Here is a 12,096-nt window from a genome sequence, read left to right on the forward strand (position 1 = left end):
CTCAGGCGTATGCCGCTTCGCGCAGCCCCTGAATGTATCCGATGGCGAAGAGACGCCCGATGGACGAATACATCGGGTTGTCGTTGCTGTCGCCTTCCATCGTCGGGACGTGGTCGGGTCGGCACACGCCGTCGTAGCCGACGTCGCGATATGCCTTCATGCACTCGTACATGTCGGTCTTGCCGTCGCCGTGGAACGTCTCGACGAAGCGATCGGGAGTGCCGCGCACGTCCCGGAAATGGACGAAGTGGATCTTCTCCTGCTCGCCGAAGTGGCGGATCACCAACGGCAGGTCGTCGGTCATCAGCGTGAAGTTCCCCTGGCAGAGCGCGATGCCGTTGACGGGGCTCGGCACAAGATCGATCAGCTTCTGGAAGTTCTCGACGCTGCTCATGATGCGACTGATGCCACGTATCGGCGACAGTGGCGGATCGTCGGGATGCATCGCCAGCTTGACGTTGGCTTCCTCGGCGACGGGCACGACGCGCTCGAGGAAGTATTTGAGGTTCTCCCACATCCGCTCTTCGGTGACGACGCCGTGTTCCGTCAACGGTTCGTCCCGCATGTCGTCGTGGTCGTAGCCCGTGACGAGCGCCCCGCCGCGAGACGGGATCGTGCTGGACGTGCGCAGCACGCCGATCCCCGCCATGAACTCCGGGCACCAGACGGGAATGGCGAGCTTCCCCATGTTGCGGATGAGCTGGCAGGCCGCTTCGATCTCTTCGTCGCGCCCCGGCAAGCCCAGCTTCGTCTTCGTCATCGGCGGACGGCTCTCAATGACCGCCATCTCGAACCCCGTCGCCGCATACTCCGCTTTGACGCGCGCCAGCGACGAGTAGCTCCACGGCTGCTCTTCGTCGCTCGCGTTGGGGATGCGGCCGAGTCCGACGCCCGCGACGACGTGGTTCACGCCGCATTGCTTGACGAGTCTCGCGAGGCTGGTCTGCTGGGGTCCGAACACTTCGGCGATCTGGATCATGCGAGGTTCCCCATTTCCGCGGTACGGTGACCACGAGTCTGCTTCGGTGAGAGACGACGGGCTGCCGTCGGGCATTCTTGTCCAAGTCCGTATCCGGAGCAAGGGAACCCGCCGCGCCGACCGGTCCCAGCGACGCCGTACCCGCCGTCGGTTGTGCCGCTCGACTGCGTTTGCCACAATCGAGCCCCTGACCCATACCCCCGAGGGGCAAGGAGGTTCCCCATGAGCGAGACGTACCGCGCGCCTGCCTTCGCTGACGCGCTGCCGGAGCTTTCGGGACGCGGCGCCACGGAAGAACGGATCGCCTTCCTCGACGAGCACAGCTATCTCATCATCGACGACTTCGTCGGGAACCCCTGGATCGAGAGGATGCGCGACGCCGGGCGGCGGCTCACCGAGGCGTTCGCGCCGGAGAACGTCTACGACGCGCTCGACGGGTCGGTGGGATATGTCCACCGCACGGGCGACGAGGAACCGTGGGCGATCCGGGGACTCGTCCACCCGGCGTGGAAGGAGCCGAGCTTCGCCGAGTTCCACGGTTCCGATGAGTTCCTAGGCTTCGTGAGCGACTGGTGCGGCGGCGTATCACCCGAAGACCTGACCTACGGCGGGCTCTTGTTGTGGTGCAACCCGCGCAAGCGCGAGCACGCCCTCAGTTGGCATCGCGACGTGACGTGGTGGGGCGAGGGCGACCCGTACCGCGCTCAGGAGGTCCGCAACGACGGGCCCGAAGCCTACTCGGAGGAAGTCGAGCGGGAACGCTGGACGGAGATCGTCGAGAACAACCGCAAGCAGGTGTATGAGCGGAACGGCGTGGGCATGTTCCTGGCGCTGGTGGACGACGAGTGCCACGAGGTGATCCCGGGGAGCCACAACCGCTGGCGTACCCCCTTCGAGCACGACGTGCTCCTGCCGCAGAGCATGAAGGACGCCGGTGTGCCCTACACGCCGAGCTGGGACGGCAAGAGCCCTCTGCCGGGGCAGACCGCCATCCGGCTGCGAGCGGGCGAGGCGCTCATCCGCGTCGGCTCGAACATCCACACGGGTCACACCGTGCCGGAACGCGAGCGGAACACCCTCGCCATCGGCTGGTCGAAGTGGCGCGGACCCTCGGACAAGGAGCCGGAGGTCGCCGATGCCCGCCACGCGTGGCAACTCGACCCTGCCGTGCGCGACGCTCTGCCGCACGCGTTCATGAGGATCGCGTGGGACCGCTGGGCGGCGACACAGCGGCTCGGCGACACGCTCGAAGACCGCTACGCGCCGTTCGACATCCGGCAGATCAAGTCGGGGAAGGTGGTCGGCTGGCGGTCGGAGCTGGAGAAGCAGGCTGCGGCGGCTGGGGAGTCGTGGGAGCGTGGGCAGACGGTAGAATCCGCCGGAAACGGTTGAGCCCAGACATAGGCTGGCCCGCTGGAACCAACGGGTGCCGCCTGTACTCCGCTTGCGGCCCCAATGCACCGTCCTCACGAGCCGGTTCGTCCCGTACCCCATCGCGGCCAGCCGGCTGACGATGCCGTCATACACCACGCCTGCTGCGGGTCGATGGTCTCACGCTATCGGCACCCTCGCGTGGCGTATGCCATGCAGACTACCGTATACTATGAGGCGCTCAACGGTTTGCTGCTAGCCGCGAAGCTACTAGCTCAACCAGAGCCTCAAAGAACACACCCAAGCAAACAGAGGCAGGCAGATGCGCCTATTGAGCCTTAGCGTCCGGAACTATCGCACACTTGCCGACATCGACATTCAGTTTCCTAAGCTGTACACGGCATATGTGGCGCGAACGATTCTGGCAAGACGAATGTCATTCGTGCGATTGGTGCCCTTGTACGCGATCGCTCTAGCGCGTTCATGTTCCTGGATTACGCGCAACCTTCGCTGAAGGACGACTACCCGAAATGGAAAGACCCGAGCTCGCAGCAGCGTGATATCTCGTTCGCTGCTCAGATCGAGCTTGATCGGACACGCGACGCTGGCCTATACCAGTTCGTGACGACACAGCTCTCACTTGACAAGGCAGAGGACTACAAGGCAGAGGACTCACTGCGCCTCTCCATATCTGTTGTGCACCGGCCTGACACGTCTGAACCAGCTGCTTCTGTCGAGGCAATGGATCGGCGGTACACGGATCTCAATGCCCAAGAGGTGATCAACCGGCTTCGCTTGTCTGGTGGTGTTCTCTTCCACAGCTCGACAGAGGTGGGGGCAACCTTCATCGGTCAAGGATCAAGAGCAACTGCTGGCTATATCAGCGGAGTCGCGGCACAGCACGCTCCTGTCATCGACACAATGAAGAAGGAGGTGAATCGTGGCCTCGCCAAGCTATCTAGATCGCAACAGGCGCAGCTCGAGACGCTTCTAGGAAGGCTGAAGACAAAATACAAAGTCGGCTTCTCAATCCCGGCCCTCAGCTTCGACTACATACCGTACGCGATCGCGCTTGGGGAAGCCAAGTTCGAGGTGCCGCTAGCGGATTGGGGTAGCGGAACGATCAACCGGACGTTGGTCCTATTCGCCCTGTTCCAGGCTCGGCAGATCAGTGAAGCAGAAACATCCATCTCCAAGGTGACTCCGATAATCGTGGTGGAGGAACCGGAAAGCTTCCTCCACCCAGCTGCCCAAGCCGAGTTCGGTCGAGTCTTGCGCGATCTATCGCAGGAATTCCAGGTGCAAGTCATAGTGACAACTCACAGCCCGTACCTACTGAACCTCGAAGACTCGGCATCGAACATTCTGTTGCAACGGCGTACCGAGCGTGGCAAGTCTCGTGAGAGCCAGCTCGTTGACACGAGCGGAGACAGGTGGATGGAGCCGTTCGGTCAAGCCTTGGGTCTGAACGCGGAGGCATTTGTGCCGTGGAAGCGGATGGTGCTGTCTCCTTCGAGCAGTCTGCTGCTAGTCGAAGGCGAAACCGACCACGAGTATCTGAGAATGTTACAGGACCCCAAGCATGGGCAGAACCAGCTCTCGAGCGAGTGGGAGATCGAGTCGTACGACGGGATTGGGTCACTGCAGAACACAGTACTCCTTGGCTTCGTGATCCGTCGGTATGGTCGGTGTTTTGTAACACTCGACCTCGATAGCGCAACGAAGGTTGAGAAGACGCTGAAGTCACTTCAGCTCGTGAAAGGTCAACACTACCTCCTGATCGGGCATGATCGCGCTGGGAAGAGAAACATCGAGGGTTTGCTCCCAGACTGCGTCACTAGGAAAGTCCATTCGGAGAATACAGAGTTGCTCCAGGAAGCCGTGAATGGCACGGAAGATGAGAGGCGGAAAGCCAAACGAGAGCTCAAGCGGCTACTCCTTGCGGAGTTCCGGCAGCAGGCAGAGCCTGGCGAGGCGTACTTTGCTGGCTTCTACGCCCTTGCGAAGCAAATCAACAAGGCATTGCCTCCGTCCCCACGAGTGTCGCGGAAGGTCCGAGCCGGTCACGTCTCTGCGTGACTCCACGTTGGACTTGTCGGCGGTTGGCGGCCTATTGCGGTATGCCATGGTGACATGCAAGCGCCACGGCGAGCACAGTATGCCTAACCACGGTCCGGGTTGCCCACAGGCGTGGTCAGGCGAAGAGCCCGACAGCTCGTGACACATGGCCAGAACAGTAACACCGAGTTGAGCAGATCCCTGACTCAATGCACCGTCTTCACCAGCCGGTTCGTCTCATACCCCATCCCCGCCAGCCGCTCGACGATCCCGTCGTAGGCCGCCCATCGGGCGACGACTGCCCTCATCGATCTGCCAAGGCAGTCTAAGACGCGCCATCAACCTTGCGAGCTCACCCCCGCGGATAGCCCCCGAAGTCCCGCAGCGCCTGGCGCATCGCCAGGATGTTCTCCGCCGACACGTCCGCCTGGATGTTGTGCACCGCCGCGAAAACGAACCCCCCGCCCGGCGCGAAGTCGTCGATCCGCCGCTTCGCCTCGTCGCGCACCTGCTCCGGCGTGCCGGTGGGCAGCACGTACTGCGTATCGACTCCGCCGCCCCAGAAGGTCAGGTCCTTCCCGAACTCCCGCTTCAGATCCGCGCTGTCCATGCCCAGGCACGCGACCTGCACGGGGTTCAGGATGTCCACACCGACTTCGATGAGGTCGGGCAGGATGTCCCGCACCGCGCCGCAGGTATGGAAGAACACCTTGACGTGCGGCGCGAGCTCCTTGATGCGCCCCAATAGCTGCTTCAGGCGCGGCTTGAACACCTCGCGGAACACCTTCGGCGACACCAGGATCGTGTTCTGCCCCCCGTAGTCGTCGCCCTCCTGGACAATGTCCACGATGTCGCCCAGCATCGGCAGAGCCTTCTCCCAGTAGCGCATCTTCAGCTCGATGATCTTGTCGCAGAGGGCTTCGGCGACGGGTCGGTTCCCCGCCAGGTCGCAGTAGAAGTTCTCGAACCCCCGCAGCCACTGGCCCATCTCGAGCATCCCGGCGCAGATATTCCCCAGGATGAACGGGCGGTTCGCGGCGTGCATCTTCTCGGCGAGCTCGCGGATGCCTACGAACCGCGAGTCGTGAACCGGGTCGGGCCATTCGTGGCGGGCGATGTCGCCGGACACGTCGGCGTACTCCAGAGGCGACTTGCACAAGTCGAAGTAGTAGCCGCCGTCTCTCTGCCGGCGCCGGGTGATGCCCCAGTCGTCCGTGTAGTAGAAGTACTTCTCATCTTCGGTGATTTCGAGCTTCCAGGTGTCCGGCGACTTGGGACGCAGTCCGCTGACGTCCGTCTCCATCGCCCGGTGCACGTCGTCATCGACCCAGGCGAGCTGCTGCATCTGATGCCAGATGACCGGCTCGCGGTCGGGCAATCCGAGCGCCTTGCGGAGCCGCGTGTACGCGACGTGGTGGATGCCCGTCACGGGCGTGCCGGACAGGTCGTAGGGAACCCGGTCGGGTTCCTGGTGGCGGATGGCGGCGAGAACGCGCTCTCGTGAAGTCATCGGCTCTCCTCCTCATGCGATGGCGACTCGTGTAAAGAGAGCCGAAATCGTGGCGCGATGCCAGACAACGCGCCGACTCCCTTCACGGTCGCCCATCGCTACGCAATCGCCTTCTTGTCCAGGGCGCGACGAACGGACTCTGGATCGACGGCGATGACATGGAGGTAGGCACGGAGGGCTTGACCAGGTTCCGACCGCCCCTGCTCCCACTGTTGCAGGCTTCGTACGGAGAAACCAAAGGTCGCCGCGAACTCCCGTTGCGACATCCCTAGGCGACGGCGGACCCACTGCGGGCGGAATGCCTTCTCCAAGGTCCCTTCCGGGAACGACTCCGCCGACGGGTTATCCGGATCCTCCTGCGCGTTCCTGGACGCTTCCTCATCGCCCATCTCGTCGACGCGGTCCCAGTTCGTCGCTCCCTTGGGCGGCTCATCCCAGTCAACCCGCGTTTTCTTCGTAGCTCCGTCGCTCATGCCGCGTCGCCTTTCGTGCTGAGATAACCCGAACGGTATCACCGTGCTCCGTGTACACCACGACGAGTATGCGGCCGAACGCCGTGCCAGTCGCACGGCACCGCTCTTCGCCATGGTCCCCGCGTCGATCGACCTCGACCCTCAGGAGTGGATCCCGGAAGACGTGAATTGCGTCCACGAGGTCGATACCGTGTTTGCCGAGGTTGCTCTGGCGCTTCGCCTCGTCCTACTCGAACGACTCGACAGACCGATTCACCACGGCATCCACTCCTCGATCACTGAGTATACGTTATTCACGTATAGCTGTCCATGCGGCGAGGAAAGGCGACGCCGCTTTGCCGCCGCTCGGCGCGACCGGTATCATAGGCTCGAACGTGTCGCCAAGCGGAGAAGACCGCCGTGAGCCCGATCGATGCGCGCCGAGTACGGCGTCTGATCAAAGATGCCGGCTACGGGTTGGGCATCCACTCCCTTCGCCTGGCGGTGGGATCGCTCTCGGATCGGGCTGCGGGAGACCTGGGTAGGTGGCTCGGCAGACGCGCCGCGCGCATCGCCGCCAGCGACTTCGCCCGCGCCCGACGTCAGTTCGCCGCCGCGTTCCCGGAACGCAGCCCCTCGGAAGTCGATGAAAACGTCCTCCGCTGCTTTGAGCACTTGGGCATGTGCGTCGTCGAGATCCTGCGGTTCGACCGGCTCACGACCCGCAACATCGCCGACCGCGTCGAGCTCGTCGGACGCGAACACATCGACGCCGCGCGCGAGCGCGGGAACGGCTTCATCGGATTGACAGGTCACTACGGCAACTGGGAACTCCTCGCCGCCGCCCTCGTCCTCAACGGCATCCCCGTCAGCGCCATCGCCCGCGACCTCCGCTCCCGCACGCTCGGACGCCTCCTTGTACGACAGCGATCGCGCGTCGGCGTCGAGAGCATCTCGCGCGACGGCGGAGCCCGCGAAGCGGTCCGCGCGCTACGGGCGAACCACGCCCTGGGGGTCCTCGCCGATGTCGATACGTCCGTCCAGAGCGTTACCGTCGACTTCTTCGGACGGCCCGCGAAGACGCCCGTCGGACCCGTACGCCTGAGCCAGCGATTCGGCTCCCCGGCGATCCCGCTCTTCCTGACCCGCCTCGACGACGGACGCCATCGGCTCGACGTCCATCCGCCCATCGTCTGGCAGGACACCGGCGATCCCGACGCCGACCTCGTCGCCAACACGAGCGCCTTCACCCGCGTCATCGAGAGCCAGATCCGGCGCGTTCCCCATCAGTGGATTTGGATGCATCCCCGCTGGAAGTCCGCCGAGGAGGCCTCCTCGTGACGCTCCGACTCCGCCGGTTCCTCTTCTGCGCCGCGCTGCTGGCAGCGGGATGCCGCGATGCCGCGCCGCCGGAGAAGACCCCCGAAGAAATCGTCGCCGCGCAGATGGAGACGCCCGTCATGGCGCAGTACCGCGGACCCGAACTCCGCTGGAAGATGTGGGGCGAACAGGCGGAAGTCCTCGCCTCCGGCGACGTGCGTGTGCGGAACCCCAAGGTCCTCATCTACGAGAAGGGCGAGCCAGCGCTGACTGTCACCGCCGCCGATGGACACATCCAGCAGCGTACCCGCGACTTCCGCGTCACCGGCAGCGTCCATGCCGTCTCACGCGAAGCGACGCTGGAAACGGACGAATTGCGCTGGAATGAGCGCGATGGTACACTCATTGCACCTCGCGAAGCCCGGATTCACCGAGGAGGCTCCGTTTTGATCGGGCAGAGCCTCGTCAGCACCCCGAACCTTCGCAAGGCGACGATGACCACCGTACGAGGCAAGGTTCTGCCGAAGGATGAGAAGATTGCGCCGAATACGCTCCCGTCGTTCGACCGCTAGGGCGGGTTCCCGCGTTTCGATGCTCGCAGCAGCGCTCCTGCTCTTGGACATCGCCGCCGGAGGTTCCCGGCTCCTGTGGGCCCAGACGGCAGCAAAGCCCGCACCCGCAGCCAAGTCGGCGGAAGCGTCTAAGCCTAAAGCGGAAGAACCTCAAGACGAAGTCGTCGATATCGAAGCCGAGCGGATGGACGAGGATGTCGACGCCGGAACGACGACGTTCACCGGCAACGTCCGCATCACGCGCGAGACGGGATACCTCTACGCCGACAAGGTGACGCTCTTCCGCGATGTCGGCGGAGCGGACTCCAGCGTCCAACGGACCCTCGCCGCAGGAAACGTGCGGATGAAGGACGACGACATGGTCGCCACATCCGAGACGGCGGAGTTCCGCGACGGGAACAACATCATCGACCTCCAGGGAACCAAGAAGAGCCCCGCCGTCGTCCTCCAGGGCGAGGACCGCTACGAGGCGGAGCGATTCGTCTACGACCGCAGAACCGGCAAGCGCACGGCGAGCGGCGGCGTGAAGCTGCGCGTCCGCGTCAAGCGGACGGAAGCCCCCGCTGAGTCCGCCGCCTCGACGGAGAACGGCGCCGCCGCACCGAGCAATCCGTAATGGCCGTTCTCAGAACCGAAAAACTCGTCAAGACGTACGGCAAACGCACCGTCGTCAACGAGGTCAGCATCCAAGTAGGGACCGGCGAGGTCGTCGGACTGCTCGGGCCCAACGGCGCCGGCAAGACCCAGACGTTCTACATGACCGTGGGGCTCGTACGTCCCAATGAAGGAGTGGTACTACTCGGCGACGAAGACATCACCCACGAACCGATGTACCGCCGCGCGCAGAAGGGCATCGCGTACCTGCCCCAGGAGCCCTCGATCTTCCGCAAGCTCTCGGTCGGCGATAACCTCATGGCAGTCCTCGAACTCCAACCCGGCGCGCGAAGCCAACGCGAAGCCAAGAGACAGGAGCTTCTCGAGGAGTTCGGTCTGACGAACCTCGCCGACAGCATGGCGTACACGCTCTCCGGAGGCGAGCAGCGCCGGACCGAAATCGCCAGAACGTTGGCGATCTCGCCGTCGTTCATCCTGTTGGACGAGCCCTTCGCAGGCGTCGATCCCAAGGCGATCTCGGACATCCAGCAGATCATCCGGCGTCTCCGGGAACGCCAGATCGGGATCATCCTGACGGACCACAACGCCTCGGAGACCCTCGAGATCGCGGACCGCGCCTACTTGATCGTCGACGGCAAGATTCTCATGCACGGCACGCCCCAAGAGCTGAGGGCAAGCGAGCTGGCGCGGCAGTACTACTTCGGTGACCTGTTCGCCCGCCGCGAGCGGAAATGAGCCGGGACGATGCGCACCGGACTGATCCTCCAACCACGGCTCCAACAAAAGCTCGTCATGACGCCTCGATTGCAGCAGGCAATCGAGGTGATGCAGATGACGAACCTCGAGCTCGTCGAGCATCTGAGCCAGGAACTCGAAGTGAACCCCTTCCTCGAAGAGGGGCTCGACCTGGACGAGGAAGCCGCCATCGAGCAAGAGGCTGAGGAGACCGACAGCAGCGACCTCGAACTCGCCCAGCCCGAGGAAGGCGAGCCGGAGATCCGCGTCGAGGACTTTCTCGACGACAGCATGCCCTCCCGCTTCGAGGAGGAATGGCAGGACGACGACGAAGACGGCGACCGCCGGCTCGACATCGCCCAGGAAGCCTCCTTCCACGACTACGTTCACGAACAGCTCGCCCTGCTCCGTCTCACGCCCGACGACCGAGCGGTCGGCGAGCTGATCCTCGGCAACCTGGACGACGAGGGCTTCTTGGCGGCGACCATCGAAGAACTCGCCGAGGAAACCGGGCGCGAACCGGCTGAGGTCGAGGAAATCCTGATCTACCTCCAGCGGCATCTGGAGCCGATGGGCGTCGGATCGCGGTCGCGGCAGGAGTACTTCCTCATTCAACTCCAAGCCGCTGAAGAGCCGGATCCCATCGCCATCGCGGTGACGCGCGACTACTACGAAGACCTCCTGCGGAATCAGCTTCCGCGCATCGCCAAATGCCTCCGCGACGACGGGTACGGCGAAATCACCGTCGACACGGTCCAGATCGTCAAGGAATCGCTCGTCAAGCTGCAGTTGGCTCCGGCGCATGGGTTCCTCGCCGGAATGCATGGGAGCACCAAGTACTCAGCCGGCGCGCGTCCCATCACGCCGGATGTGATCGTCGAGCGCGTGGACGGCGAGTACCGCGTCCGAGCGGCGGAGGAATCCATCCCGCGAATCCACTTGAACCGGCGCTATCTGGAACTGCTGGCGAACGGAAGCAACCTCTCCCGCGAAGAACGTCGCTGGCTGGAGGACTACCGACAGCGAGCCCGAGAGCTCATCGGCAGTATCCACGAGCGCGGCAAGACCATCGAGAACGTCGCTCGCGCCATCTTCGAGGTGCAGGAGGGGTTCCTCGAACACGGCGTCACGCACCTCAAGCCGCTCGTCCTGCGCGATATCGGCGAACGGCTCGGCAAGTCCGATTCGACGATCAGCCGCGCCACCAATGGGAAGTACGTCCAGACGCCGCGCGGCATCTACGAGCTCAAGTTCTTCTTCTCCAGCGCGCTGGAGCAGGATTCGGGCGAGCTCGCCTCATCGAAGAGCATCCGCGCCCTCATCAAGCAGATGGTCGAAGCGGAAGACCCCGGCAAGCCGCTCAGCGATCAGGCGATCAGCAAGATGCTCGGGAAGCAGGGATACCGGATCGCTCGGCGCACTGTCACCAAGTACCGAGAGGATCAGGGGATTCCTGCGTCGAATCAGCGTCGGAACCGCTGGGAATAGACCCGGCAGATTCCACCCACGGAACGCTCGGCGCCGATGGGGAGGCGGTTGGCGCTGGGGTCGTGACCACGGAATCGTCGCTACGTGTGCATCGGGATACGTGAGCGTGCGCGCGGATGTCCCGCGCAAAGGCGACTGCACGTCAGAGAGGACGGCGCATGAATGTAGAGATCGTCGCACGAGGGTTCGATCTGCCCGACGCCGCGCGTCAAGCGATCGACGCGCAGCTTGTCAGACTCGCCGACGTCGGGTTGGAGCTCATAGAAGCGACGGTGACTCTGGAACAGCGGAGGAACCAGTACCTCGCAGAAATCAACCTCTTTGGCAGACGCATCTCCTTCCACGCAGAAACGCAGATCGAGGCAGACTCCGTGTCCGCCGCCATCGACGCCGTGATCGACAAGGCGGAGAAACAACTCCGCCGCCATAAGGACCGCGCCGACGAACGACGACGGCGAGGACGCGACGACGCGCGGGCTACCGAAATGGCGGTCCCGGATCCATCCGTCGCCGCGCTCGACGGGGACATGTCCATCATCCCCATGCCGGAGAGCTTCGAAGCCAAGCCGATGAGCGTCGACGAAGCGGCGATGCAGTTGAACCTCTCCAAGAACAACTTCATCGTCTTCCGCAACGCCGACAACAGCGACGTGAACGTCCTGTTCAAGAAGCGCAACGGCACGTTTGGATGGATCTATCCCGAGTGACGCCCAGCGGGGCAGTGATACGACGACTCACGTCTCCTGCCCGGCCCCGGATCGTCGCTCCCGCGAAAGCGTGAGGCAAGGAACTCTGGATTCCCGCCTTCGCGGGAATGACGTGAGACGATCTGGGAACGACAAGGTATGAGCGGGATGACGATCTGTGCGTCGTGGCTCGCGCACTATGGCAGTCGCTCCCGCGAAAGCGGGAGCCTAGAGTCGTGGGTACCTGCTTCCTCACTTTGCGGAAGCAGATGGCACGGAACGTCGGAGGCGGTCGATGGCGAAGCAACCC

11 protein-coding genes and 1 pseudogene are annotated in these 12,096 nt (G+C 63.7%); 8 read left to right on the forward strand and 4 right to left on the reverse strand.

Features of this window, described 5'->3' with window-relative positions:
* Position 1 precedes the first annotated feature (1 nt).
* The gene (locus FJZ36_15305) at positions 2–979 is read right to left on the reverse strand and encodes a TIM barrel protein (protein MBM3216267.1); all 978 of its coding nucleotides are present in this window, start codon (positions 977–979) and stop codon (positions 2–4) included.
* 222 nt (positions 980–1,201) lie between these two features.
* Here FJZ36_15305 and FJZ36_15310 point away from each other — a divergent pair, with 222 nt between their 5' ends.
* Both FJZ36_15310 and FJZ36_15315 read left to right on the forward strand, forming a co-directional pair.
* Positions 1,202–2,371: a hypothetical protein gene (locus tag FJZ36_15310; protein ID MBM3216268.1), complete on the forward strand. Its 1,170-nt coding sequence runs from the start codon at positions 1,202–1,204 to the stop codon at positions 2,369–2,371.
* A 381-nt stretch (positions 2,372–2,752) separates the two neighbouring features.
* Positions 2,753–4,429 carry a hypothetical protein gene (locus FJZ36_15315; GenBank protein ID MBM3216269.1) on the forward strand — a complete coding sequence of 559 codons (1,677 nt, stop codon included), beginning with the start codon at positions 2,753–2,755 and terminating at the stop codon, positions 4,427–4,429.
* 331 nt (positions 4,430–4,760) lie between these two features.
* On the opposite strand, the gene FJZ36_15320 is transcribed toward FJZ36_15315, so the two are convergent.
* The 3 genes and pseudogenes from FJZ36_15320 to FJZ36_15330 form a co-directional block, all read right to left on the reverse strand.
* Positions 4,761–5,474, reverse strand: a complete 714-nt coding sequence (locus FJZ36_15320) for a hypothetical protein (GenBank protein ID MBM3216270.1) — start codon at positions 5,472–5,474, stop codon at positions 4,761–4,763.
* Between the two features lie 542 nt (positions 5,475–6,016).
* Positions 6,017–6,391, reverse strand: a complete 375-nt coding sequence (locus FJZ36_15325) for a helix-turn-helix domain-containing protein (protein ID MBM3216271.1) — start codon at positions 6,389–6,391, stop codon at positions 6,017–6,019.
* Positions 6,357–6,647, reverse strand: a pseudogene (locus FJZ36_15330) (BrnT family toxin). Before FJZ36_15330 ends, FJZ36_15325 begins: the two are co-directional and overlap by 35 nt.
* Positions 6,648–6,790: 143 nt before the next feature.
* On the opposite strand from FJZ36_15330, the gene FJZ36_15335 reads away from it, so the two are divergent.
* The 6 genes from FJZ36_15335 to raiA all read left to right on the forward strand — a co-directional run bounded on the left by FJZ36_15335 (position 6,791) and on the right by raiA (position 11,807).
* Positions 6,791–7,711 carry a lysophospholipid acyltransferase family protein gene (locus tag FJZ36_15335; protein MBM3216272.1) on the forward strand — a complete coding sequence of 307 codons (921 nt, stop codon included), beginning with the start codon at positions 6,791–6,793 and terminating at the stop codon, positions 7,709–7,711.
* Positions 7,660–8,262, forward strand: coding sequence for an LPS export ABC transporter periplasmic protein LptC (lptC, locus tag FJZ36_15340; protein MBM3216273.1), 603 nt, complete (start codon positions 7,660–7,662; stop codon positions 8,260–8,262). The genes FJZ36_15335 and lptC overlap by 52 nt, the downstream gene beginning before the upstream one ends.
* On the forward strand, positions 8,219–8,878 hold the full coding sequence (locus FJZ36_15345; protein MBM3216274.1) for a hypothetical protein: 660 nt from the start codon (positions 8,219–8,221) through the stop codon (positions 8,876–8,878). Before lptC ends, FJZ36_15345 begins: the two co-directional genes overlap by 44 nt.
* Positions 8,878–9,612 (forward strand): LPS export ABC transporter ATP-binding protein, encoded by a 735-nt coding sequence (gene lptB, locus FJZ36_15350; protein MBM3216275.1) that lies wholly within the window; start codon positions 8,878–8,880, stop codon positions 9,610–9,612. Before FJZ36_15345 ends, lptB begins: the two co-directional genes overlap by 1 nt.
* A gap of 9 nt (positions 9,613–9,621) precedes the next feature.
* Complete coding sequence (gene rpoN, locus FJZ36_15355; protein MBM3216276.1) at positions 9,622–11,100, forward strand: RNA polymerase factor sigma-54; 1,479 nt, start codon at positions 9,622–9,624, stop codon at positions 11,098–11,100.
* 116 nt (positions 11,101–11,216) lie between these two features.
* Entirely contained in the window at positions 11,217–11,807 is a 591-nt protein-coding gene (raiA, locus tag FJZ36_15360) for a ribosome-associated translation inhibitor RaiA (protein ID MBM3216277.1), read from the forward strand.
* The last annotated feature ends 289 nt before the right edge of the window (positions 11,808–12,096 follow it).

Source organism: Candidatus Poribacteria bacterium (assembly GCA_016866785.1).
In the GTDB taxonomy this organism is placed as follows: domain Bacteria; phylum Poribacteria; class WGA-4E.